Origin of the sequence: Oceanobacillus luteolus, from assembly GCF_042678205.1 — a bacterium.
GTDB lineage: Bacteria > Bacillota > Bacilli > Bacillales > Amphibacillaceae > Oceanobacillus > Oceanobacillus luteolus.
Genome location: NZ_JBHUDE010000006.1, coordinates 1 through 22566 on the forward strand (window position 1 = coordinate 1; position 22566 = coordinate 22566).

Consider the following 22566-nt stretch of genomic DNA (forward strand, 5'->3'; position numbering starts at 1 on the left):
AAACATTTTAGAGCAATATAGGGTTGATAACGCTAACAAAACACTGGACGAAAACAGTATAAAATAAGGGACTTAAAAAACTCCCACAAGTACTTGACTCAATCTACCATATTTATTTCATTGACTTTCATAATTGCATTACTTATGATAACAAAAATCGAACCTTTCGGAATATCGATTCCTAATAGATTTTTTAACTGACTAAGACCAATGATGATTGCAGCTGCAGATGTAAACCCACTTATAACAGAATGTGATAAAAAGTTAACAAGAAAGCCTAGGCGGGAAAGTCCTAATACTAATTGAATCACACCTACCATCAAAGCGAGTAGCAGTGCATATGCAATATATTCATCTGTCCCTGGTTTTGCAAGTTGAGACACACCTGTAAATACTAAAAGTGAAACCATCGCAACTGGTCCAACTGCTAATTGTCTAGAAGATCCAAATAGTGCATAAATAATCAAAGGGATCGTTGAAGCATACAATCCTATAACAGGAGGTAAGCCAGCCAACATCGCATAAGCCATTCCTTGAGGAATTAACATAATAGCTACAATTAGACCAGCTGATAAATCTCCTCTTAAATCATTTTTGTTATAATGACCTAGCCAATCAATAGACGGGATCAGTTTTTTTAACATGATCTCTTCCCCCCTTTAAATACGAATTCTACAATTAGATTTCAGGCTGTTGACAAACGCTTGCTTTCTTCGTTGTCTGCCTTCAACTGTGTTCATGATCATTTCGAGAACCTCTGCCCACGGCAAGGCTTCGCCTTAAGTAAGAAAACGCTTTCAATTAGACTGAAATTTATATAAAGTGAACTTTATCTATGCCCTAGACTATTTTTCTTATATTCAATAGTAGTTTGCAAATGTGGATAAACCTCTTTTTTTATATGACCTTCAGGACATGACTTGACATACATACTTTTCATCCATTTTTCATCCGAAATTACCAACTTTTTTCCACAAACTGGACAACGATCTTCCGTAAGCCTTTTGATAAGATTTCCCACAATATTCACCTCTTCCTTGTTTACATGAAACGATTTTTCCGGAAATGAATAGGGTACCAATTACTTATTATGGAAAAACTAAATCCTACAAACTAGTAAAAATATAATTTTCCCTAGTTAAATTTGAAAACTTTGGCTAATCCTATAATTGAATTAATATAGTTTTCTTTTTAAGAAAAGGGTATCTTGATGATACCCTCAGCCTTTTTTTATCCAAAACTTAAATATACCGTTATCCTCTTGAACTTTTAGAAATTCATGACCACCTGATTTTGCCCAGGCTGTCAGGTCGTTTTTAGCCCCTTTATCAGTTGCATGGATCTCTAAAACTTCTCCAGACGCTAATTCATTCATTGCTTTTTTCGTTTTTACAATAGGCATCGGACAAGCTAAACCTTTTGCGTCTAAAGTTTTATTGACATTCATTTGTTGTACCCTCCCTATTTTTGAATTCTGTTAAACTTGACTGTAAAATTGCCTCTAACTGTACCCAAACTCTGTCCTTCAGTACAGGAGTCTTCTTAAGCGCATGACATGCTTATGAGGGTCAGTCCGTATGATGGACTGCACAACGGTTTGGACCAATTTCTAATTCTTGCTTTCTTTCAACATCGGCTTCTTGAACACCACGGTTAATCATAATAATTTCTTCAAAGTTAGGTGGTTTTACAGAACTTGCTGATTTTTCAACATCGTTTAAGAAATCTTCTCTTGTTGCATTGAACATTTTCTCATTACGTGTACGGATATTTCCTAACGTATCCCCAATGTAACCTTCTGCATTCAGCTCTTCGTCAAAGTCAGCATAATGTGCTGGCAATACGATCACATCATCTGCAATTTCAGATACTTTATTAAACACAGTGTTATATAAGTCGTTTGCCCATTCTCTTACTTTATTTCCTAAGTCAGGACGGCCTAGCCCGCTTACGAAAATAGTATCACCAGAGAATAATAATTTTTTATTCACAAAAAATGATACACTTCCTGGTGTATGTCCAGGTGTTTTCACTGCAAGCACTTCTAATTCAATATTTTTAAATTCAATTTTCTCATGTTCTTCAAACGGTTTGAAATCAAAGATTGCCCCTTCACTTTTCATAAGGTAGTACGAAGCACCTGTTTTATCTGCTAATTCTTTCCCTCCGGAAATGTGATCTGCATGTAGATGTGAATCAACAATATGGGTTATTTTTGCGCCATCTTCTTTTGCAGCTTCAATATACTCATCCACAAAACGTGCTGGATCTACGATTAATGCTTCATCATCTGAAACAACCATATAAGATAAACAACCTTTTCCTACTCGTACAAATTGATAAACTTTAATATCTTCATCTTCATAAACTTTCGCTTTATATAAATGCTCACTCCAGGACTTCATTCCACCGCTTAAGTAAGCTGTATCAATCCCTTCATCAGAAAGCATTTCCGCTACCATCATAGATGAACCTTCTTTTGCACATACGACTAAAATTTCTTTATCTGATGGAAGTTTTGACAAAATCCCTTCAACTCCATCAAGTAATTCAAAATATGGAACATTTAAATACTCGAAGTTTTCACCTTCAATTTTCCAATCGTTAAAATCACTCACATTACGAACATCTAAAATAAATAAGTTTTCTTTATTTAACACCTTATCCGTTACTTCTTTTGCTAACATTTTACGTACTGCCATTATCAATTACCCCCTTAGGTATTATTATAGTTAAAAAATTTTTGTAAGTTGATTAGAATGTTAATGTTACATCCGCGTCTTTTGCAAACTCTAAAAATGTTACTGCTCCACCGACTTCGATGCCATCTACAAAAGCTTCTTTTTCTAATCCCATAACATCCATTGTCATTTGGCAACCAATAAATTTAACTCCTAAATCTTGTGCCATTTCCACTAACTCAGGGATTGCTGGAACGTTAGCTTTTGCAAAGCCTTCTGCAAAGTGTTCTTTACCCTCTGGCATAGGAAGCTGCTTGTATGCATCTTTATGAATTAAGTTTAACCCTTCAAATGTAAAGAAAATAGCTACTTCTTGATCTGTCGCTGCAGCTGCTGTTGCAATATTAAACACTTTATATGCATCAAATAATCCACCATTACTTGCGATGATTGCTACTTTTTTACTCATTCCTCATTCCTCCCAGTTTTTAATGCCAACATAATATTATTTGGATCAAAGCCAACAACCCACTTACCATTAACTTCTGTTTGAGGCACTCCCATTTGCCCTGTTTCGTTTACAAGTTGGTTCATTATCTCTGGTTTGGTTTCAACATTTATCTCTTTGAAAGGAATATTTTGATCTACTAAAAAGTTCTTTAGCATAACACAATATGGGCAACGTGTAGTAGTATAGACTGTCACTGTGTTCATATTAATACCTCCTATTTGCTTAAAGTTTCCTTCTTTCCTGTCCAAGCACTCATGCCTGGAACTATATTAACCACATTAGCAAAACCCTTTTCAGCTAATTTTTGAGAAGCAAGATCACTGCGGTTTCCTGTTCGGCATACCACATAAATTTCATCATCTGTGTTTAATTCGCTTAGACGCTCTTCCAGTTCTCCTAAAGGAATAGAAATAGCATTAGGAATATGGTTAAATGCATATTCAGCTGATTCTCTTACATCAAGAACCACGATGTTTTCATTAGCATCTAGCTTCTTTTCAAGTTCTTCATTGCTAGTTACATTAGGATGTTTTCTTTCAATTAAACCATCATTAGATGATTTTCTTAGATAATGTTTTAGTACTTCTCCTTCTTCGATTGTCCCAAGATACTGATGACCAGCACTGTTCGCCCAAGCTTGAATATCAGCTTTTGACCCTTTATCTGTGGCTTGAACTTCCAAGACCTGACCAGCTTGTAAATCATTCATTGCCTTTTTTGTTTTCACGATTGGCATTGGGCAAGCAAACCCTTTTGCATCTAATAAAAAGTCTGTTTTTAATGATTCCATAATATAAAAGCCTCCTATTTTTACCTTGATGGGTATTTTATTAATTAAAAAAATTTACTTAGTTTCGCCTTCCCATGCAAGCATCCCGCCTGACATATTAATCACATTAAATCCATGACTTTCAAGAAATTGAGATGCCCGAGCACTTCGTGCACCAGACCGACAAACCATGATATATTCTTTAGCCTTACTTAATTCATGCATTCGGAATTCTAATAATCCTAGTGGAATATGAATGGCTCCTGGAATTTTTCCAGTCTCAACTTCATCTACTTCACGAACATCAATTAAGTTTAATGGTTTACCTTCTAACAGTAAAATTTCTACTTCTTTTGCAGTTAATTGCTTCATTCTTTTTCCTCCCTTTATCTCCAGGCGCTCATACCCCCCTTTACATTCGTCACTTTTGTAAATCCTAATTTTTTAAGCATTTTACTAGCCTTTTGACTTCTCATTCCACTTTGACAAATGACAATTACTTCTTTGTCTTTTGTCAGCTCCTTCTCTGCTTTTTGTGCAAGCTGATGAATTGGGAGATTTTTAAATCCTCTAATACTATTCCCCTGGAGTTCGGACATCGACAAATTGTTTATTCTTATCTTTTAATTCATTTTTTAGATCTGATGTTGAAATCTGTCTAACACCTTTGTCCGGGATTATTCGATTTATGATAAAAAATAGAAAAAGTGCAATCACTAAATAATTTAGATATTCCAAACCTAGTCCCTCCTTCATGAACGGGAAATTTCCCCTAACTGATTTAGATAAATAAGTTCACGTTACCATCTTCTGCATCAGCTAAATACGCAGCAACCCCTGCATATTCGATATTATCCAAAAGCTCTTCTTTTTGTAGCCCTAATAAATCCATTGTCATCGTACACGCAACAAGCTTTATATCTTGCTCTTTTGCCATTTCGATCAAATTTGGTAGTGGCATTGCATTATGTTTTTTCATCACATCTTTAATCATTTTAGGACCGAAACCTGCAAAGTGCATTTTGGATAGCCCCATCTTATCTGCGCCTCTTGGCATCATTTTTCCAAACATTTTTTCCATGAAACCTTTTTTTACTTCAATATTCTCATCTTTTCGTAAAGCATTTAATCCCCAGAATGTATGGAAAATGGTTACTTCGTGATCATAGGCAGCTGCACCGTTTGCAATAATATACGCTGCCATTGCTTTATCATAATCTCCACTAAATAATACAATTGTTGTTTTTTTGTTTTCTGTCATTATTTTATCACTCCTCAGTTAATATTTTACTAATACCCCTATGGGTATGATAATAACTAAAATAAAAGAGGGTGTCAACCCTTTTTTTTATCTATTTTTCACAAGCAGATTTACGGCTTCTCTTACTAGTTCTTCAGTATTCTTTTCACCACTTTGCTCTGCATAACGTACACAATCCACTAAATTAGAACTAACCACAACCCCAATTGTACGATCAATGGCTGTTCTTGCTGCAGATAACTGGGTGATGACTTCTTTGCAGTCCTTATTTTCTTCCATCATTCTTAAAATTCCTCTTAACTGTCCTTCAACCCGTTTTACTCTATTTTTAATTTGATCATTATAATCCATGTCCTTACCTCCCTTTAACCATTCGTTTCTATTTTTAAAAAGTTTTCCTTAAAGGGTAATTTGTTATGATCAGCTATTCTATATCCGACGACCCGAAAACCCCTTTGTCTTAAAAAGTGAATTCCAATAATTTTTTCGAGTATGCCTGATACAACTACATGTTTGGAATTTCATTAAAGTTTCTCTTAAGATAGGCAGTTGGAATATTGATTGTTCCTTTGTCGATAAAAGGAACAACATTAACAAGTACTATATTATACCCATATGGGTATAATGTCAACTAGATTAAATAATAGAGTGGGTAGATCAATACATATTGAAAGTGGTTGATAAATGCCGTCTACTGAGGAATAGGTGTTTCCTTTTCAAAGAAAATAAAATAGCATCGATATTCGAGGCTTATTTTATTATTTTTTATATAGAACTATTGTTACTAATTTAAATACTACTATTTATACAACTAATTAGCCGATCTTCAATATCCTGAGCAAATTGTTTCATCTTTTCATCATTCAGAAGACTAATGAGTGCTGTTGGTTTGGGCATCCCAATTTTCGTTTTTCCATGGTTGTCATCATAAACAACTATTTTACAAGGCAAGAAGTATCCAGCCATTTCGTTTTCATTTAACACTCTCTGTGCTTCATGTGGGTTGCATACTTCGAGCACTTTAAACTCTTTATGGAATTCTAGACCCTTTTCCTGGAACTTTTTCTTAAGATCAAAACTCCATAAAATACCAAATTTTTCTTCTTTTAAGCTTTCCTCCAGACTTTTAATTGCTTTTTCCATATTTTTATCTGTAACAGCCGTATAATCAAACATAATTATCTTCCTCCCTGAGTCTATTTCATATCAATTGAAATAACTTAATCGCTCGTTTCAAAGAAATAACATTTAGAATTGCTAAAATTAATTTGCTTTTAGAATTCTCTTACATTCACCAAATGCTTTTTTTCATATCAGGTATTTTATTTATAACAAATGTCATGATTACTTTGTTTGCACTATGGTCTTTTAGCTGTATGTTTTCCAAATCACTTTAGATATATTAAATAATTTGGCGTTTTTCCTGATCTGATCTTTCCTTTAATAACTCCAACATCTTAGGTTCAATATCAACAGCATAAACAGTTGGTAGGCTATTGACAGTTTCGTGCAATCAAGTGAAAATAATATTTATAATTTACTTTACCATAAATACCTTATAGCCTTTAAAGCGTTCCTCATTAATTTGGGCCGATTGCGGAACAAACTAACATTCAATTCTGCTAATCAACAGCTTCTTCTTTTTTATTAACTTTGAACTCTCTAACAGATTCTAGCAAGCTATCAGATTTCCTTTCTCCGAGGTTTTCAAGAAAGTCAATAAATTCTCCTTCGCCATTTTCATCGCCAAAATCGTCCATTAAGTCATTAAGTTCCCATTCAATAGTCTGTAACTCTAGGGTTGAACAGGTGTTTAGGAAGTCCATCGTATCATACATATCATTACGAAGTTTCGTATAAATCTCCCACGAGTCTTCTTCCCACCATCTTGAATCTCTTCGGTTCATCATCCAGCGAATTTTATCAATAACTAGCATTAAGGTCACTCCTTCACCTTGTTAAATGCATACTTTTTTCCCTTGCTACAGGCACCTCAAACGGAAGATTAGGAGGTTTACGGTTTAGATCAATGCGGTATTTGCCGAATCGATTGACGTGAGCTGTAACATAGGGGCTTAAATAGGAAATCAGCTCTTCATCATAATCATTTCCGTCTTGCATGTAGTCATGGAGAATACGAGATAAAGAGAACACATTATAAAAGATAAGACAATTGGCCACTAGGTGGTTATATTTAATGACCTTACGCTGTTTTTCCCTGTCATTCTCAGCGATAATCCCTTCGCCACCAAAGAATAGCCACTTGGTAAACCCATTAAAAGCTTCACTTTTATTGGTAGCTGCTTGAATCGTTCCTCTCAGTTCCTCGTCAGCCATATATTTTAATAAAAACATCGTTCGTATCACTCTTCCAAGCTCGCGAAACGCCTGATACAGCTTATTCTTTTTGCTGTATGTACCTAGTTTATTAAGAATGGTAGATGGGGTAATTTTACCTGACTGGATCGACATAGCAACTCTAATCATATCCGGATAATGAGTCTCAATGAGCTCCCAATCGATTTCTCCTGAAAAAAGATCATCAATATGCTCATATACCTCTTCTTTACAAGGACGAAATAATTTTAAATCTTTCCAATTACGAATTCTGGGCATTAACTGAATACCTAGTAAAGAAGAAAGCCCAAAGACCGTTGTACTCTGTCCTTGAGTATCTGAATGGAGAATTTCAGGTCGAATTTCGGCTTTATCATTCATCAAAATATCTAAAATATGAATCCCTTCCCATACTCCGCAAGGAATAAAATTGCTGAATAAAGCAATATAGGTATCCGAAACATGATAATAGCCAATTCCGCCATATCCTCCATAGCGAATATGGTTTTCGGATAAAAGATTTTGCTCATATAAATCCCATTTGGTTCCATCGGCTGAAGCTCTCTTTCCATCACCCCAATATTTTGGAAGATCGAATTGGTTATAGGCATTAATAATATATTGAATCGCTTTGTCTAGGTTTTCTATAGTTACATGACGTTGATTAATCCAAGCTATTTGTTTTCTGTCTAGACTTCCTATTGATCGAGCTGCTTGAGTCGGTCCTAAATTACAACCATAGCAAAAGGCATTTGTAATATACCGTTCAACGGCATTGTCTAATTTCGCTTCATGTCCTGAAATGGGACCAAAAAAACGGGTCCAATTTAACCAGTATTCAGTATCGGCCAACATATCCAGTACATTGATTGGTTCTAAGTTTTCGGCTATATATCCTTCAAACTTCTTTAATTCAGTGGGGATTTTTTTCTTCTTTAACTTTCCAATCACAACTTCGCCATTTTCAATTCGTACCTGTTCATTGTGAGGAAAGGATTGATCTGTTTGGCTTGTAACTTGTTTAAAATCTTGCTGTGTCTTTCTAACGAAATCAGTTCCAGAAACAGGCAAATTTACATGCTTGCAAAAATCGGCTAAATTCTCCTCATAGTCTTTCCATGTAATAAGCTGCTTTCGGTAATCTGCATATTTTTCACTTCCTTCTATATATAAGTCTCCTGCTTTTAGCTCTAGCATAATTTGCGACAAGACGCATACTTCAAAGTGACGGCGATTGATTTCATCAGGCATTTTTTCCTTCTTCTTTTTAGGACTAAGCCATCGCCACCAGGAATCAGGAATCCAAGACAAGTCTAATAAAGATGTTATATCCCAGTCCTTTCGCAACTTTCCATTCTTTTCAATATGAACAATTGATATGTATTCCTTTTTCGTATATTGATGAGAGAGGAGAAAAGAAATCGCCTCTTCCAATGCTTTATCTTGTGTTGTTGAACGAAGTGGAATGGATTTAAGAATTTTAAATAATGTAGCTCGGTGGCTTTTATAGAATTGCCATAGGAATAGATAATAGTTGTCTCCACTAAGGGCTAAATGGTTTTCGCAATCTTGTAACACTTGCGCTTCTTGCTCTTGGAGTACCTTTTGCATCTCCTGAATTTTTTCTTCAGGGCTGCCTTCCGTTTGATAAGCAAGTAGTAATTCCTGGAGGGTTGATATTAACGAATCCGTACGTTTTTGTGTTTTTTCTTTATGATCCTTTAAACGTTGACGGCCTTTTTTATGAATGCTCATCATCCTTTTAATGAGCATTTCTCCAATATCATCTAATATTTTTGACAATTGCATTGATACAAAGGAAAGCGCAAGCGCATATCTTTTTTTAGACTCCATTTCCATCATACGAGAGGCACCTAACGTTTTGGCTTCAGCTGCCATTTGTTTTACTTTGATATAAGGAATATCTTCAAGGAAATCGGTCGGAATGTGCTGGTTTATTAACCAATTCCGACGTACAATTAAATTGTTGAGGTGTAATAAAGTAGCTCTTTTCGCGTCCTCCTTCAGTTCATTCCAAGGACTGTAAGCAGTGCCCTCGGGTACCTGAAAAAGGTGATCTATATTCTTTTTTTGTTCATCATTTAGTGCATGATCAATCTGATGATAGATGGCACGATATGATTTAGTTCGAACATCATTGGCTGCATCTTTTAAGGTATTATAGACAGGTAATTCGTATCGTTGACGGATTAATTCTTCAATGGCAGCATTAACTAGATCGGCCGGGTCATCCTTGTTAAATGCTAGTTTGCTCATTGTATCAATCAAAATTTGATGGGCCTCATGATCAAATGGCCGAAGCTGAAGGTAATCCCGAACAAAGCGAAAATGCCGTTTGGCAGTTCTTGTTTCACTATACGTTTTCCACTCTTCTTTCGCAGGCAAAGGCAAGTATGCTTTTTTGCAATATGTCTGATAATGGCTTCTGGAACATCGACAATACGGATAAAAAATCCAAGCTTCTGTACGGTTTTGATTAAAACAAGTAAGGCTAATTCCTGCAAAGTGCCTTTAGACTTAACCTCTGCCCATTCTATTTCATTCATCACTGGGGTGTACACTTCTTCCAAATCTTTCTCGGTCAGATTACTCTTAAATCTGGGGTATATGGTATCCTGAATACTTGGCAAATCATATCCCACCTTTATCTGAATTTTTAGATTCCCTATTTTATAATAAATAAAAACCTATCGTTTTGATAGGTTCGGTTAAATTATCCATTATTTTCCATAGTGGCCCCTCAATGTGCGAATCGTTTCCGTACCCCTAACTAAATCAATCATACAATCCATAAATGGAGATTCCATGGGGAACTTATGTGGAAATTGTGTTGATTATTATTTTCATTTGATTAGGTGGTACTATAAAAAGGAAAGAGGTGGTTGGTATGACAAAAATTCTTATCGTAGATGATGAAGAGATGATTCTTGAAGTATTAGAAGCATATTTTGAAAAAGAAGGCTGGGAGGTTTATCTAGCCTCAAATGGTATAGAGGCATTAAAAAAAGTCAAAGAGATTCAACCAGATATTCTTATCCTTGATCTTATGCTGCCAGATATATCGGGTGAAGAAGTCTGTCGATTGACTAGAAAAGATAATGATGTTCCCATTATTATGCTAACGGCAAAATCAGCGGAAGAAGATTTAATTAATGGTATTGTCATTGGCGCTGATGATTATGTAACAAAACCGTTTAGTCCAAGAGAAGTAGTTGTAAGAGCAAAAGCAATTTTACGAAGGGTTAAAAAAGAGGGAAATGTAAACAATTTATCATTCAATAATGGAAAGGTAAAAATAGACCTCTTTAAAAAGATTGTTGAATTGAATGACCAAATCATCTCCCTAACTCCCATTGAATATAAACTATTAGTAACAATGGCAAGTTATCCCGGTCGTGTATATAGTCGAACTGATTTACTTGAAAAGGTACAGGGAGATGGAACCTATTTTGAGGGCTATGAAAGAAGTATCGATACACATATAAAAAATCTTAGAAAGAAAATAGAAGCAGATTCCCGACACCCAATATATATTCTGACCGTATTTGGGATGGGGTATAAGTTTGGAGGAACCCCTGATGCGTTTAACCCTTCGTTCTAAAGTTTTATTTTACCTTTTGATTGTTTCATTTGCCGGTATCCTTACTACAAGCTTATCTATTTTATGGGGATTTGATAATCAGTTTAGTGAGTATTTGCAGAAGAATAGAGAGGAAAATAGTTCAGTTATTGAAAACAAGTCTATAGAAACTTATAAGAAAACAGGGAAACTTGTTGACGATCAACTGGTAAATATGATGCATCAACAGGCCATGACCGATCATTTATTTTATAGAATTTATAACATAGACGGACAAATGGTAGCCGATACAACCATGATGCTTGGAATGATGGATAGTATGGGAATGCATTCCGATAATGAAAAGGATACTAAATATAAAATGATCACTTATGACCTTACATCTGATGATCATCCCATTGGGGTTATAAAGGTTTATTATCCAAAGCAAATGATAGGTAAGGAAATTACTTTTTCGGAAACAATAAAAAAGAATACTTCCTTGCCATTATTGTTACAGTTATTTTAGCAATTTTGTTCAGCTTACTGTTCTCCAAACGTTTGACAACCGGATTCAAGAAATTAACAAATGCAATTCAGGAACTTCAGGAACATAAATCACATACGTTTGTCCCAGTTGCGGAATTGACAGGTGAGCTTAGACCGCTTGCTGAATCATTTAATCAACTTGCTGATTCATTAGCAAAAGAAGAAGTACTTCGAAAGCAATTTACTGCCGACTTTGCTCATGAGATAAGAACACCACTTGCAACATTAAGAAGCCAAATTGAAGCGTATTTAGATGGAGTATTTGAACCGACTTCTACAAGGTTACAGCAGAGCCATAATGAATTGATGAGGCTAGTCCGTCTTGTGAATGAACTTGAAAAGTTACTTGCTGTAGAAAATCCACAAATAAAACTATATAAAACAAGTATAGAGGTGCGGAATATCTTAACTTTCATAGAAGAATATTTCCAACCGGCTTTTCAGAAGAAAGGCGTGAAATTAAACGTTCAAAAGCCAAAAGGGGAGCATTGGTTTATAGCAGATAAAGACCGCGTAATCCAGATTTTAACCAATATTATTAATAATGCTCTTCAATACACCCCAGAAGGAAACAATGTAATAATAAGAACAGATCAATCTAAGGGTTATCTAAAATTTATTGTGCAAGATGAGGGTATGGGAATTGCCGAGAAAGACCTACCTTATATTTTTGAAAGATTTTATCGTGGGGATAAATCAAGGGATCGAAAAACAGGTGGGATGGGAATTGGATTATCTATTGTGAAGGCCTTGGTTGATGCTCATCGGGGGAAGATTGAGATAGAAAGTAATTCAAATGCTGGTACGAAGGTTATAATCTATCTTCCAAAAGCAGGAAATACTTCAAAAGAATAATGTTTCGCACCATTCATTTAGGAGGAAACATAAAATAGGACACAAACATAGACATGACCATACACATGATGCAAATAAAAAGACGTTAACGATAAGTTTTAATATTATTATTATTGGAAATATGTTCAACGAAGTAATTGGAGGATTTATTACCAATGGTCTTGCATTATTAACTGATGCTGGTCATATGATAAGCGATTCCATATCACTTGGGATTGCATTATTAGCCTTTACACTTGGAGAAAAGGCCGCTAACTGGGTTAGTATCAGGAAACTGCATTTATCTATACGCCAAGGAATTTTTTAGAGGGTAAAGGCCTGATTTTTCTACATTAAGCAGAAAAATCAGGCTTTTTGCAATGTATCCTTAATATCAAACTGCCATTGAACAACAAACTTCTCCTTCTTTAAATTTTCCTTTTGTGACTGAATGGCTTCTTCTATTGATTTGTTTATCTCTATTGTATAATGAAGCATTAGTAACATCACCCTATTTTTCGTTCAAGATTTCCTTTCCAATTATTCATTCCACCTGCCATATCTTCGACTTTGAAACCTAATGCCTCTAGTATCCCACAGGCCGCCTTACTTCGATTACCAGATTGGCAAACAACCACATAGGTTCTCTTTTTGTTAAGTTCATCTTTTCTTAATGCAAGCTGGCCTAATGGAATGTTGTTGGCACTTGGAATTTTACCACTAGCTACTTCTCCATTTTCACGAACATCAATTATGAATACTTCTTCACTATTTTTAAGACGTTTAGCTACTTCTTCTGGTGCTATTTGTTTTGCCATCACTTGTCATCCTTTCTAATACCAAGCACTCATTCCACCTTTTACATTGTAAATATTTTCGAATCCTTGTTTTTTTAGCATATTTGCTGCTTTTGCACTTCTCATTCCGCTTTGACATATAACAACAACTTCTTTATCTTTTTCCAATTTGTCTACTTGGCTAGGCAAATTGGAAAGTGGGATATTTTTAAACGGTTTGCGATGATTTGCTTTATATTCACCCGGTGTACGGACATCTATAAATTGAACACTTTTATCCTTAAATTTATCTTTTGCTTCTTGAACAGTTATATTCGTAATGCCTTTTTTGGGAATAAAACGATTGATCACAAAGAGTGCGATCAAAATAATAAAAATCCATTGTATAATATCCACTCTACCTTCACCTTCTCTTTTCTCAATTATTATCTGATGTCATTTTACCTTCTGTTCTAATTGTTTCATTTGATTACTTCCATTAGGCTCAACTCAACCATATACCCGATGGGGTATATTTTATTTAAAAAGAAAAAGGCTGTTAAATTTCCTTTTAGTAAGAAAATTGTTAGAACCTTTATCTACTTTTCACTAATAAATTTACTGCTTCTTTTACAAGTTCTTTCCTGTCTTCACCATTTTCAATATTCTCTCGAACACATTGTTCTAAATTCATGCTTACAATTAATCCAATTGTACGATCAATACCAGTACGCGATGCTGATAATTGAGTAATTACTTCCCTACAATCTTTATTTTGCTCAATCATATTTAATACGCCTCTAATTTGACCTTCAATACGTTTTAAACGATTTATAACAGATTTATCATACTCCATCTATTATTCCTCCTTTACATGCACAACCTATAATCTCGAAACTACTAACACTATATCCTTTTCTTAATAAAAATCTCACCCCTAGATTAATATCCATTCGATCACTCGCTACAACATGAAGTGACTGATCCGGAATCTCACTGTAGTGTCTTCTCAAATAAGGGTAAGGTATCTGCATTGCCACATTCTTTAAGGTTCCTTTTTCGTTGTAATCTCTTAAATCTAATATAACGATATCCTTTTCGCCAATTCTATTCTTACAAATTATCCCCTTAATTGGGAAGTACCTTCTAAATAATTCATAACATAATAAAACAATAACTGCACTTAGTAAATATATAATCATAATTGATCACCTTTTAATAAGGATTACATAAATAATAATATACCCCATTAGGTATATTGTCAAGATTTCAATATTATTTTCTATTAGTCACTTTTGCTTTCTTTAATAAAACTTATACATATCATGAGAATAGAAAATAAATGGAGGATACACCAAATAATGTACCCCCGTTTCATTACTGTTAAATAATATTCATCAGATTTTAAGTCAATCTATTTAAAATTATAAACAGTTACTATTCTTTCTCTACCAGTAACTAAATCATTAAAGTATTCATAAAGATTTACACCCAAATAGGAACCAGAAATGTTGTAAACATTCTCATATCCTAAATTTTGTAATGCCATTACCACATTATAACTTCTTTGACCTGAACGACAGTGAATGTAAACAGGTTGATCTTTTGGAATTTCATCAAGTCTCTGTCTAAACTCACTTAAAGGAATATTAACTGCGTTTTTAAAATGACCTGCATTATATTCATCTTGTTCTCGTGCATCAATAATAAAAGCATTACTTTCTACCAGTTCTCGAACTTGGGAAACTTTGACTTCTTTGTATCTGCCTTGTAGTAGGTTTAGCCCTACTAAACCGGCATGATTAACGACATCTTTAGCCGTTCCTAGCATTGGTGAGTAGGTCAATTCTAGATCTTTTAAATCTTCCAACGTACCATTCATTGTAATCATGGTTGCAATAACATCGATTCGTTTATCCACATTTCCTTTACCAATTGCCTGCGCACCTAAAATTCGACCTGTTGGGTATTCATAAACCAATTTAAAATGCATCGGATAGCTGTTCGGCATGAGTCCCACTTTATCTCCCGGCATTAAGTAAACATAATCGTACATCATTCCCGCTTGCTCAGCTGTTCTTGCATTAAGTCCAGTAGATGCTGCATTGAGATCAAAAAGATGGATGGATGATGATCCTATTACACCGATATTTCTATTTGGAATTCCATACATATGGTCTGCAGCTGCTCTGGCTTGTTTTTGGGCTGGGCCAGCTAGTGCTAGTCTTGTTTGTTTTTGTAACAAACGATGATACACTTCAATGGCATCCCCAACTGCATAAATATCTTTATCACTTGTTAAATAATTTGAATCAACTTTAATAGCACCTGTTTAGCCGATTTCAAGACCAGCTTCTTTTGCCAAACTCGTTTCAGGTTTTACTCCAATCGCTAATACTACTGCCTGTGCATCAACTTTTTTACCGGAGTTTGTTGTTATATATCCATCAGAAATTTTAGCTAACCCATCATCTAGAATAAGTTCAACACCGTGATCCACCATTTCTTTATGAAGGATTTGTGCCATATCATAATCAAATGGCGCCATGACTTGATTTGCGAATTCAACTAAGGTTACATTATAGTTCGCAAGTTGTAGGTTTTCTGCAACCTCTACTCCAATAAAGCCGCCACCGATGACAGCAATATCCTTAATACTTTTTTGCTTGATATATGAATTGATATTCTCAATATCGACTACGTTACGTACCGTAAAAACATTAGAATTGTCTATGCCTTCCAAATTTGGTCGAATAGGTAAAGCACCGGGAGAAAGCACCAATTTATCATAGCCCTCTTCGTATGTTTTATCTGAGATCAAATCTTTAACAGTGATTGTTTTCTTATCCCGATTAATTCGAATAACCTCTTGTTGTACCCTAGCTTCAATATTGTAGCGATTCTTAAAGATATCGGGAGACATCAAAACAAGTTTTTCGCTATCTTCTACAATACCACTTAAATGATAAGGTAATGAACAGTTCGAAAAAGATACATGAGGACCTTTTTCAAACATAATGATTTCTGCACTTTCATCTAATCTTCTGACACGTGCAGCGACTGAAGCTCCACCAGCAACTCCACCAACAATCAGTACTTTTTTCCCCATATTCAAGCCTCCTATTCTATTTCACCTTGCCATGCTAACATTCCGCCAGTCATATTAGTAACATTGTAGCCTTCATTGTTTAAAAATTCACATGCACTTGAGCTTCTTCCACCAGATCGACAAACCATGTAATAATGTTTATCTTTATCAAGTTTTTCTAAAGAGTCTGGTATATCTCCCAAAGGAATATGCTTCGCTTCTGGAATTTTTCCCTCTGCAACTTCAACATCCTCCCGAACATCAATAATATGAACCTTTTCTCCATCTTTTATTTTCTCTTGTATCTCTACTGCCGATATACTTTTCATCAAATTGCATCTCCTTTATTATCTTCTGTTTTTCCAATGTATCTTGAGGTTTGAAAATTATTTAAGTCAAAATATCTGTCCAAATTTTAATAGCAGTACCTGCAATCATAAGTGCTAATATCACTTGTAAAATTCGGGTATTCATTCTCTTTCCTACTTTTGCTCCAAGTGGAGCTGCTAATAAACTTGCCACAATCATAATAGCAGCAGGCCAATAATCTACTTGTCCAGTAACAAGTTTACCAACACTTCCCCCGATGGAAGAAATGAACGTTACTGCTAAACTTGTTGCAATCGTCATGCGTGTTGGAATGTGCAAAATCGTAAGCATGATTGGTACAAGTAAAAATCCTCCTGCCGCGCCGACTATACCAGATGCTATTCCCACAATTAATGCTAATATTGCCGCTAGTGGCTTGTTGAAAGTAACATCATTTAATGGTACATCGTCCATTTGTTTCTTTGGTACAAACATCATAACAGCTGCAATCACAGCTAGAATACCATACACGACATTCACTGCTTGCTCGGATAAGAAACTCGATCCATAACTACCAATTAAACTCCCAATTAGGATAGCTCCGCCCATATAAATGATGAGCTGCTTGTTTAGGTATCCACCTTTTCGATATGCCCATACACCTGCAATGGAAGCAAACAGTACTTGTACTGCACTTATTCCAGAAACCTCATGAGCTGTAAATGCTACTAGTCCGAATAAAGGGGGAATATACAATAGCATGGGATACTTAATGATGGAGCCGCCAACACCTAACATCCCAGATAAAAAGGAGCCAATAAATCCAATCGTAAATATGACGATGATAAAAGTTAAATCCATTGCCAAACCTTCCTTCAAATTTAGAATAGCGAGTAGTTCATGCTACTCGCTATTTGGTTTTCCTTAACCTTTTTGAATATAGAAGTACAGAACATCCTCTTCTGTTTTTTGTTCTAATACGTTATGGCCACCTGATTTTGCCCATACTGGGATATCGTTTAAAGCACCCTTATCTGTTAGAAGCACTTCAAGTACTTCACCAGAGTTAATCGTATCCATTGCTTTTTTAGTTTTTACAATTGGCATAGGACATGCTAAGCCTTTTGCATCTAATGTTTTTGTAATGTTCATTTGATTTACCCCCATTTTATTTTTTCTATTAATTAGCGAACTGCACAACGGTTTGGACCGATTTCCATTTCTGTTTGTTCGTCATTATTAGGTGTGATTTTCCCCATATTTACCTGTCGAATTTGTTCATACGCATTTGGCTGTGGTGGTAAGTTATCTGTAACAGTACGACGGAATTCCACTTCATCCTCGATGTTTAATCCATGATTCTCTTTAAACAAATCACCTAATCTTCTAGCCACTGTACCATCTTCATTTAACTCATCAATAATCATGAAATGTGCAGGTAACACCACTAGGTCTTCAGCTAGTTCACGATAACGGGAATATAATGTTTCTCGTAAGTCACCTACCCAATCTTCCGCAAGTCCTGCTAAATCGGGACGACCAATTGAGTCGATAAATAAAATATCACCTGTTAACAAGAACTGATTGTCGATAACAAATGAAGTAGAACCAATGGTATGACCCGGTGAATAAAGTGCATTTACATCAATTTGAGATGCACCAATTTTTACATTTAATCCTTCTGTAAGAGGCGTGTAATCAAACACTACCTCTGTCGCATCTTTTGGTGGTAGATAGTAAGTTGCTTCTGTATTTGCTGCAATATGACGTCCACCTGAAATATGATCTGCGTGTAGGTGTGTATCAAATACGTGCTTGATTTCTACTCCTTTTTCTTTCGCAAAGTTTGTGAATACGTCCGTGAAACGTACTGCATCAATAATAGCTGCTTCTCCCTCAGAAATTACCATATAAGATAAACAACCTTTTCCTAAACGAACAAATTGGTATAACTCCCCACCATTTTCTAAATCGGAAACTTTAATTGGTTCTAGATAACTACTCCAAGACTTCATCCCGCCCTCAAGGTATGCAACTTCACGACCAGCCTCAGAAAGCATTTCTGCTACCATAACGGAAGATCCTTCCTTAGCACATACTACTAATACTTCCTTATTCGTTGGAAGCTTAGGTAAAATCTCATCTACACCATCTAATAATTCGAAGTAAGGAATATTTAAATACTCGAATTTATGTCCTTCCATTTTCCAATCCTCAAATGCATCATGATTGCGAACATCTAAAATAAATAATTCTTCATTATCAATTACTTTCCGAGCAACTTCTGCTGCTGTCCATTTATTCACAGTCATATTCAAATTACCCCCATAGGTATATTTTTAATAATTTTTTTGCAGTGGAGAATTTCTCCACTGCATAAAGTTTGATAATCTAATTAGAAAGTTAATGTTGGTGATGCATCTTTTGCATATTCTAAGAATGTTACTGCTCCACCAACTTCTATGCCATCAACGAAATCTTCTTTCGTAAGTCCCATAACATCCATTGTCATTTGACATGCAATAAATTTAACACCTAGTTCCTGTGCCATCTCAACTAGTTGTGGGATAGTAGGAACATTTGCTTTTTCAAACCCTCCAGCAAAATGTTCCTTTCCTGCTGGCATTTCTAATGCGTGCATTGCTTGTTTATGAATTAAGTTTAATCCTTCAAAAGTGAAGAAGATTTGTACCTCTTTTTCTGAAGCTGCTGCTGCTGTTGCGATATTAAATACTTTGTATGCATCAAACATTCCACCGTTTGCTGCGATAATAGCTACTTTTTCTGACATAGTAAATTCCTCCTAGATTTCTTTTGTTATTTTTCCGTTCCATTCATTCATACCCGGTAGAACGTTAAAAGTTTTTTTAAAACCATTGTTTGCTAGTAGTTGTGCTGCCAAATCAGAACGTTTCCCTGTACGGCAGATCACATAGATTTCTTTTTCTTTATCCAATTCTTCAAGGCGTGATTCCAATTCACCCATTGGAATGGACTTTGCACCTTGAATATGACCAAATGCATATTCTGCTGCTTCGCGTACATCTAAAATTAAACCGTCACCTGATTCAATTTCATCAAGTGAAACAGTGTGTTCAAATGTTTTTTCCACTTCTGGTTCATTAGAGCCTTTGCGAATGTAATGATAAAGAACATCGCCTTCTTCCAATGTTCCTAGATATTGGTGGCCAACAGTACTTGCCCATGCTGCTAAATCAGCTTTAGATCCTTTGTCTGTAGCTTGAACTTCCAATACTTGACCATCTTCAAGATCCGTAATTGCTTTTTTGGTTTTCACAATTGGCATTGGACAAGCTAAACCTTTTGCATCTAATTGGTGATTTGCTTGAATCATACATTTACCCCCTACGTTATTACTTTCAACAAAAAAATTTACGATTTGGTATTTATTATACCCATATGGGTATAATATTTGACAATAAATTAGTCGTTATTGATAACGACGTTTGCAGATTACCTTTTATAAATTTCCATTGATTTAGCTTGTTGAAAATCAGTTACAAGACCAATAATATGCCCTATAGGGTAAAATGTCAACCTTGTTATCTAAATTTTTATAGATGCCTATTGAAAAGTACTTATTTTAAATTATTATCCATTTTGACTATTCTTTAAAACAAAATAAAATAGGAGTTTCATCAAAAATGAGAAACTCCCTTTTACAATAAGACCAGCATTACATATTTTTGCTTTGTTGAAGAAGCTTTGATTCTCCCGTACGTTCCCATTCTTCTACTGTTTCATATGCTTTTTCAGGAGAATACCCTTTCCCCACATGAACGCCGATGAAAGTAAATTCTTGAAGAATGTGGGTGATATTTATTACTCTGTTAACTTCTTCTCGTGCTTCTTTGACTAAGAACTCTGTGTACCTTATCCATTCAACTGGGATTTAGTTAAAAACCCCCTATTTCCTTCGCCATAATGATGAGCTTCTTCTGCAGTCATTGCTTCTTCTTTAGTGACATGAACAGTACCAAACGGATGATTAGGTGGAGCATATATTGAATAAAGTTTTAATGGAGTATTGCCAGTATTGATTAAATTATGCCANTTCGAAGTTCAAATTATTCGGGCTATTCCCCATTCGTACAATTCCTTGACCTTGTTCAAGACGTAAGAATTGATCCACGTCTGAGTGCATTTCCAACCCAATATCTTCACCAACATTAATACTCATTAAAGTAACTTGAAGATATTTTCCGGTCCATAAAGCAGTACGGAATGCATTATTGTGCTTTGATGCTTCATTGATATTGACAACAAATGGTTTCTGTCCATAATCTGTTAACAAAAAATTATCGCTGCCATTTGGGGAGCGAAAAGAATCAAATTTGTTTATCTGCTCTATCCCATTAGGAGAAGTAAAGTAACTAGACTGTCTTCCATAGTTATACACTGGTACATTAAAATAATAAGGATACTGATATACATATGGGTTGTAGTACATTTTCTCAATCCCTTCACAGTTCATCAAATTATCCTATGTACTATAGGGGGAATTTGTACTTGACTTATGTAACTTTAAAAAAAGAAACATTTTCGTTTTTCCTTCATCAAAGGTAAAGTTACCTTTTGAGCGTTCCTGCCCTATGCATTGGCTTTGTTTTTGTTCGTATTACTTTTCTCTATTAGGGTAACTTAAAAAGGAAAAAAGCGTAAAGGAGCGTGTATAATGAATAACTTAACAGAGCTTGAAGTGGAGAATCTTCGTCATATTATAGGAAGCCACGGAATGATTGCAAACAAACTGGATTCTTATGCGCAAAATTGTACAGATCCGCAATTAAAGGAAATGTTTCAAAAAGATGCACAGGCTGCAAGACAAGCACAACAACAATTAATAGGCTTCTTTGGATAAGGAGGAACTGAAATGCTACAAGAAAAAGATATGGTAAATGATTATTTATCAGGATTAAATGCGAGTTTAACTGGATACGCCACTCATATTAGTGAATCCAATAACCCACAATTAAGGCAGACGCTTATACAATTACGTAATCAAGATGAGAACCGTCAAAGAGCTTTATATGAATATGCATTGCAAAAAGGATATTATCAGCCAGCTGCTCCAGCAACACAACAAGTGATTCAACAAACGAAAACACAATTGTCTTCTGGGCAATAATTAATAAAAACCGAATCCAATTACAATAATCAAAAGCCATCTTTTATATATGATGGCTTTTGAACAATCTATTGGATACAAACAACTAAACTATCTCCTGCAGCTTTAACAACCTCTTTGTTGTTATGAATTCTAAATAGTAAATCCTTCCTATATACTTGAAAGTATTGATTTTGCATATTTTCTTGCTATATCCTTTTTATCCTGAATACTTAGTTTGTTGAATGGTTTCTCATTAGGCAGTATAACATAGCTTAAAAATATCCCGCCCAACTGTCTTGCATAAAATTCCGTGTCCACTGATTGACCTTTAAGCTCGAAATGACTTTCTAGACCCTTTTGTAGACTCGAAAAAATTATATAAGGTAAATTAATTTCATTTGTTAAATTTCCTCTTAAACTTTCGGATAGCAGCATTCTTACCAAATCATAGTTTTTAGACAATATATCCAATCTATCCTCAATAATATTCATTAAAAACAGCTCAGTTTTTTCTTCTTTTGCCATTTCAAAAATATGAGAGTGGAACTTATTCTCCAAGACGTTTTTAATGACTGTAATAAAAAGGTTTTCCTTGGTGGAATACCTCCGATATAACGTTACCTCAGCAACATCGGCTTCTTTTGCTACTTCCTGTGTAGTTGCTTGCAATCCTTTTTTAATAAAAACTGAAATTGCACCTTTAATTATTCGTTCTGTTACATCACGCAATTCTTATCACC

28 protein-coding genes and 6 pseudogenes are annotated in these 22566 nt (G+C 35.1%); 6 read left to right on the forward strand and 28 right to left on the reverse strand.

The genetic code is table 11. The features are described from left to right. Nucleotides 1–110 precede the first annotated feature (110 nt). The 14 genes and pseudogenes from ACFSBH_RS01925 to ACFSBH_RS01990 form a co-directional block, all read right to left on the reverse strand. Nucleotides 111–644: pseudogene (locus ACFSBH_RS01925) on the reverse strand (SulP family inorganic anion transporter); the annotation flags it as partial. 575 nt (nt 645–1219) lie between these two features. Continuing rightward, on the reverse strand, nt 1220–1447 hold the full coding sequence (locus tag ACFSBH_RS01930) for a sulfurtransferase TusA family protein (RefSeq protein WP_066418396.1): 228 nt from the start codon (nt 1445–1447) through the stop codon (nt 1220–1222). Between the two features lie 121 nt (nt 1448–1568). Beyond that, nucleotides 1569–2702, reverse strand: coding sequence for an MBL fold metallo-hydrolase (locus tag ACFSBH_RS01935; RefSeq protein WP_270064323.1), 1134 nt, complete (start codon nt 2700–2702; stop codon nt 1569–1571). Nucleotides 2703–2754: 52 nt separating this feature from the next. Further along, nucleotides 2755–3150 carry a DsrE/DsrF/DrsH-like family protein gene (locus ACFSBH_RS01940; protein WP_066418406.1) on the reverse strand — a complete coding sequence of 132 codons (396 nt, stop codon included), beginning with the start codon at nt 3148–3150 and terminating at the stop codon, nt 2755–2757. After that, nucleotides 3147–3395 carry a glutaredoxin family protein gene (locus ACFSBH_RS01945; protein WP_066418407.1) on the reverse strand — a complete coding sequence of 83 codons (249 nt, stop codon included), beginning with the start codon at nt 3393–3395 and terminating at the stop codon, nt 3147–3149. The genes ACFSBH_RS01940 and ACFSBH_RS01945 overlap by 4 nt, the downstream gene beginning before the upstream one ends. A gap of 11 nt (nt 3396–3406) precedes the next feature. Then, the gene (locus ACFSBH_RS01950; protein ID WP_066418408.1) at nt 3407–3982 is read right to left on the reverse strand and encodes a sulfurtransferase TusA family protein; all 576 of its coding nucleotides are present in this window, start codon (nt 3980–3982) and stop codon (nt 3407–3409) included. A 54-nt stretch (nt 3983–4036) separates the two neighbouring features. Next, nucleotides 4037–4333, reverse strand: a complete 297-nt coding sequence (locus ACFSBH_RS01955) for a rhodanese-like domain-containing protein (RefSeq protein WP_066418413.1) — start codon at nt 4331–4333, stop codon at nt 4037–4039. A 14-nt stretch (nt 4334–4347) separates the two neighbouring features. Beyond that, nucleotides 4348–4699: pseudogene (locus tag ACFSBH_RS01960) on the reverse strand (rhodanese-like domain-containing protein). Nucleotides 4700–4742: 43 nt separating this feature from the next. After that, nucleotides 4743–5222: a DsrE/DsrF/DrsH-like family protein gene (locus ACFSBH_RS01965; RefSeq protein ID WP_066418416.1), complete on the reverse strand. Its 480-nt coding sequence runs from the start codon at nt 5220–5222 to the stop codon at nt 4743–4745. 87 nt (nt 5223–5309) lie between these two features. Beyond that, on the reverse strand, nt 5310–5573 hold the full coding sequence (locus ACFSBH_RS01970) for a metal-sensitive transcriptional regulator (protein ID WP_066418419.1): 264 nt from the start codon (nt 5571–5573) through the stop codon (nt 5310–5312). A gap of 438 nt (nt 5574–6011) precedes the next feature. Then, nucleotides 6012–6398 carry a DUF302 domain-containing protein gene (locus ACFSBH_RS01975; protein ID WP_379595777.1) on the reverse strand — a complete coding sequence of 129 codons (387 nt, stop codon included), beginning with the start codon at nt 6396–6398 and terminating at the stop codon, nt 6012–6014. 446 nt (nt 6399–6844) lie between these two features. Next, the gene (locus ACFSBH_RS01980) at nt 6845–7159 is read right to left on the reverse strand and encodes a hypothetical protein (protein WP_066418426.1); all 315 of its coding nucleotides are present in this window, start codon (nt 7157–7159) and stop codon (nt 6845–6847) included. A 13-nt stretch (nt 7160–7172) separates the two neighbouring features. Next, nucleotides 7173–9971 carry a Tn3 family transposase gene (locus ACFSBH_RS01985; RefSeq protein ID WP_379595779.1) on the reverse strand — a complete coding sequence of 933 codons (2799 nt, stop codon included), beginning with the start codon at nt 9969–9971 and terminating at the stop codon, nt 7173–7175. 62 nt (nt 9972–10033) lie between these two features. Then, a pseudogene (locus tag ACFSBH_RS01990) lies at nt 10034–10222 on the reverse strand (hypothetical protein); the annotation flags it as partial. 245 nt (nt 10223–10467) lie between these two features. On the opposite strand from ACFSBH_RS01990, the gene ACFSBH_RS01995 reads away from it, so the two are divergent. From ACFSBH_RS01995 to ACFSBH_RS02010, 4 genes and pseudogenes are all read left to right on the forward strand, one after another. Then, the gene (locus ACFSBH_RS01995; RefSeq protein WP_379595781.1) at nt 10468–11181 is read left to right on the forward strand and encodes a response regulator transcription factor; all 714 of its coding nucleotides are present in this window, start codon (nt 10468–10470) and stop codon (nt 11179–11181) included. Next, a complete protein-coding gene (locus ACFSBH_RS02000; RefSeq protein ID WP_379595783.1) occupies nt 11159–11668 on the forward strand; it encodes a hypothetical protein in 510 nt (169 codons plus the stop codon). The genes ACFSBH_RS01995 and ACFSBH_RS02000 overlap by 23 nt, the downstream gene beginning before the upstream one ends. Before the next feature lie 5 nt (nt 11669–11673). Continuing rightward, entirely contained in the window at nt 11674–12543 is an 870-nt protein-coding gene (locus ACFSBH_RS02005) for a HAMP domain-containing sensor histidine kinase (protein WP_379595785.1), read from the forward strand. Between the two features lie 34 nt (nt 12544–12577). Then, nucleotides 12578–12802, forward strand: a pseudogene (locus ACFSBH_RS02010) (cation efflux transmembrane domain-containing protein); the annotation flags it as partial. Between the two features lie 86 nt (nt 12803–12888). Here ACFSBH_RS02010 and ACFSBH_RS02015 read toward each other — a convergent pair. From ACFSBH_RS02015 to ACFSBH_RS02075, 13 genes and pseudogenes are all read right to left on the reverse strand, one after another. Next, the gene (locus ACFSBH_RS02015) at nt 12889–13020 is read right to left on the reverse strand and encodes a hypothetical protein (protein WP_379595787.1); all 132 of its coding nucleotides are present in this window, start codon (nt 13018–13020) and stop codon (nt 12889–12891) included. A gap of 8 nt (nt 13021–13028) precedes the next feature. Beyond that, nucleotides 13029–13340, reverse strand: coding sequence for a rhodanese-like domain-containing protein (locus tag ACFSBH_RS02020; RefSeq protein ID WP_379595789.1), 312 nt, complete (start codon nt 13338–13340; stop codon nt 13029–13031). Between the two features lie 15 nt (nt 13341–13355). Then, on the reverse strand, nt 13356–13715 hold the full coding sequence (locus tag ACFSBH_RS02025) for a rhodanese-like domain-containing protein (protein ID WP_088051595.1): 360 nt from the start codon (nt 13713–13715) through the stop codon (nt 13356–13358). Between the two features lie 178 nt (nt 13716–13893). Next, complete coding sequence (locus ACFSBH_RS02030; RefSeq protein WP_379595791.1) at nt 13894–14154, reverse strand: metal-sensitive transcriptional regulator; 261 nt, start codon at nt 14152–14154, stop codon at nt 13894–13896. Beyond that, nucleotides 14144–14500 carry a sulfurtransferase gene (locus ACFSBH_RS02035; protein WP_379595793.1) on the reverse strand — a complete coding sequence of 119 codons (357 nt, stop codon included), beginning with the start codon at nt 14498–14500 and terminating at the stop codon, nt 14144–14146. The genes ACFSBH_RS02030 and ACFSBH_RS02035 overlap by 11 nt, the downstream gene beginning before the upstream one ends. A gap of 212 nt (nt 14501–14712) precedes the next feature. Beyond that, a pseudogene (locus tag ACFSBH_RS02040) lies at nt 14713–16407 on the reverse strand (FAD-dependent oxidoreductase). An 11-nt stretch (nt 16408–16418) separates the two neighbouring features. After that, nucleotides 16419–16715 carry a rhodanese-like domain-containing protein gene (locus ACFSBH_RS02045; RefSeq protein ID WP_379595795.1) on the reverse strand — a complete coding sequence of 99 codons (297 nt, stop codon included), beginning with the start codon at nt 16713–16715 and terminating at the stop codon, nt 16419–16421. A 61-nt stretch (nt 16716–16776) separates the two neighbouring features. After that, nucleotides 16777–17556 carry a sulfite exporter TauE/SafE family protein gene (locus tag ACFSBH_RS02050; protein WP_379595797.1) on the reverse strand — a complete coding sequence of 260 codons (780 nt, stop codon included), beginning with the start codon at nt 17554–17556 and terminating at the stop codon, nt 16777–16779. 63 nt (nt 17557–17619) lie between these two features. Further along, nucleotides 17620–17847 carry a sulfurtransferase TusA family protein gene (locus ACFSBH_RS02055; RefSeq protein WP_379595799.1) on the reverse strand — a complete coding sequence of 76 codons (228 nt, stop codon included), beginning with the start codon at nt 17845–17847 and terminating at the stop codon, nt 17620–17622. 32 nt (nt 17848–17879) lie between these two features. Then, nucleotides 17880–19007, reverse strand: a complete 1128-nt coding sequence (locus ACFSBH_RS02060) for an MBL fold metallo-hydrolase (RefSeq protein WP_379595801.1) — start codon at nt 19005–19007, stop codon at nt 17880–17882. Nucleotides 19008–19090: 83 nt separating this feature from the next. Further along, the gene (locus tag ACFSBH_RS02065; protein WP_379595803.1) at nt 19091–19486 is read right to left on the reverse strand and encodes a DsrE/DsrF/DrsH-like family protein; all 396 of its coding nucleotides are present in this window, start codon (nt 19484–19486) and stop codon (nt 19091–19093) included. Between the two features lie 12 nt (nt 19487–19498). After that, a complete protein-coding gene (locus ACFSBH_RS02070; protein WP_379595805.1) occupies nt 19499–20050 on the reverse strand; it encodes a sulfurtransferase TusA family protein in 552 nt (183 codons plus the stop codon). A 539-nt stretch (nt 20051–20589) separates the two neighbouring features. Continuing rightward, a pseudogene (locus ACFSBH_RS02075) lies at nt 20590–21166 on the reverse strand (cupin domain-containing protein). A gap of 225 nt (nt 21167–21391) precedes the next feature. On the opposite strand from ACFSBH_RS02075, the gene ACFSBH_RS02080 reads away from it, so the two are divergent. Further along, nucleotides 21392–21577 carry a hypothetical protein gene (locus ACFSBH_RS02080; protein WP_379595807.1) on the forward strand — a complete coding sequence of 62 codons (186 nt, stop codon included), beginning with the start codon at nt 21392–21394 and terminating at the stop codon, nt 21575–21577. A gap of 12 nt (nt 21578–21589) precedes the next feature. After that, nucleotides 21590–21844 (forward strand): spore coat protein, encoded by a 255-nt coding sequence (locus ACFSBH_RS02085; RefSeq protein ID WP_379595809.1) that lies wholly within the window; start codon nt 21590–21592, stop codon nt 21842–21844. A 150-nt stretch (nt 21845–21994) separates the two neighbouring features. Here ACFSBH_RS02085 and ACFSBH_RS02090 read toward each other — a convergent pair whose 3' ends face one another. Beyond that, nucleotides 21995–22555 (reverse strand): TetR/AcrR family transcriptional regulator, encoded by a 561-nt coding sequence (locus ACFSBH_RS02090; protein WP_379595811.1) that lies wholly within the window; start codon nt 22553–22555, stop codon nt 21995–21997. Between the last annotated feature and the right edge of the window lie 11 nt (nt 22556–22566).

Excerpts from the sequence above, each read along its gene's own strand:
- ACFSBH_RS02065 (WP_379595803.1), bottom strand. The coding sequence starts at position 19,486 with ATGTCAGAAAAAGTAGCTATTATCGCAGCAAACGGTGGAATGTTTGAT.
- ACFSBH_RS02045 (WP_379595795.1), bottom strand. The coding sequence starts at position 16,715 with ATGAAAAGTATATCGGCAGTAGAGATACAAGAGAAAATAAAAGATGGA.
- ACFSBH_RS02060 (WP_379595801.1), bottom strand. The coding sequence starts at position 19,007 with ATGACTGTGAATAAATGGACAGCAGCAGAAGTTGCTCGGAAAGTAATT.
- ACFSBH_RS01980 (WP_066418426.1), bottom strand. The coding sequence starts at position 7,159 with ATGCTAGTTATTGATAAAATTCGCTGGATGATGAACCGAAGAGATTCA.
- ACFSBH_RS02085 (WP_379595809.1), top strand. The coding sequence starts at position 21,590 with ATGCTACAAGAAAAAGATATGGTAAATGATTATTTATCAGGATTAAAT.
- ACFSBH_RS01935 (WP_270064323.1), bottom strand. The coding sequence starts at position 2,702 with ATGGCAGTACGTAAAATGTTAGCAAAAGAAGTAACGGATAAGGTGTTA.
- ACFSBH_RS02055 (WP_379595799.1), bottom strand. The coding sequence starts at position 17,847 with ATGAACATTACAAAAACATTAGATGCAAAAGGCTTAGCATGTCCTATG.
- ACFSBH_RS02000 (WP_379595783.1), top strand. The coding sequence starts at position 11,159 with ATGCGTTTAACCCTTCGTTCTAAAGTTTTATTTTACCTTTTGATTGTT.
- ACFSBH_RS01945 (WP_066418407.1), bottom strand. The coding sequence starts at position 3,395 with ATGAACACAGTGACAGTCTATACTACTACACGTTGCCCATATTGTGTT.
- ACFSBH_RS01955 (WP_066418413.1), bottom strand. The coding sequence starts at position 4,333 with ATGAAGCAATTAACTGCAAAAGAAGTAGAAATTTTACTGTTAGAAGGT.
- ACFSBH_RS01970 (WP_066418419.1), bottom strand. The coding sequence starts at position 5,573 with ATGGATTATAATGATCAAATTAAAAATAGAGTAAAACGGGTTGAAGGA.
- ACFSBH_RS01950 (WP_066418408.1), bottom strand. The coding sequence starts at position 3,982 with ATGGAATCATTAAAAACAGACTTTTTATTAGATGCAAAAGGGTTTGCT.
- ACFSBH_RS02080 (WP_379595807.1), top strand. The coding sequence starts at position 21,392 with ATGAATAACTTAACAGAGCTTGAAGTGGAGAATCTTCGTCATATTATA.
- ACFSBH_RS02030 (WP_379595791.1), bottom strand. The coding sequence starts at position 14,154 with ATGGAGTATGATAAATCTGTTATAAATCGTTTAAAACGTATTGAAGGT.
- ACFSBH_RS01930 (WP_066418396.1), bottom strand. The coding sequence starts at position 1,447 with ATGAATGTCAATAAAACTTTAGACGCAAAAGGTTTAGCTTGTCCGATG.
- ACFSBH_RS01965 (WP_066418416.1), bottom strand. The coding sequence starts at position 5,222 with ATGACAGAAAACAAAAAAACAACAATTGTATTATTTAGTGGAGATTAT.
- ACFSBH_RS02020 (WP_379595789.1), bottom strand. The coding sequence starts at position 13,340 with ATGGCAAAACAAATAGCACCAGAAGAAGTAGCTAAACGTCTTAAAAAT.
- ACFSBH_RS02015 (WP_379595787.1), bottom strand. The coding sequence starts at position 13,020 with ATGCTTCATTATACAATAGAGATAAACAAATCAATAGAAGAAGCCATT.
- ACFSBH_RS02035 (WP_379595793.1), bottom strand. The coding sequence starts at position 14,500 with ATGATTATATATTTACTAAGTGCAGTTATTGTTTTATTATGTTATGAA.
- ACFSBH_RS02070 (WP_379595805.1), bottom strand. The coding sequence starts at position 20,050 with ATGATTCAAGCAAATCACCAATTAGATGCAAAAGGTTTAGCTTGTCCA.
- ACFSBH_RS02050 (WP_379595797.1), bottom strand. The coding sequence starts at position 17,556 with ATGGATTTAACTTTTATCATCGTCATATTTACGATTGGATTTATTGGC.
- ACFSBH_RS01995 (WP_379595781.1), top strand. The coding sequence starts at position 10,468 with ATGACAAAAATTCTTATCGTAGATGATGAAGAGATGATTCTTGAAGTA.
- ACFSBH_RS01975 (WP_379595777.1), bottom strand. The coding sequence starts at position 6,398 with ATGTTTGATTATACGGCTGTTACAGATAAAAATATGGAAAAAGCAATT.
- ACFSBH_RS01940 (WP_066418406.1), bottom strand. The coding sequence starts at position 3,150 with ATGAGTAAAAAAGTAGCAATCATCGCAAGTAATGGTGGATTATTTGAT.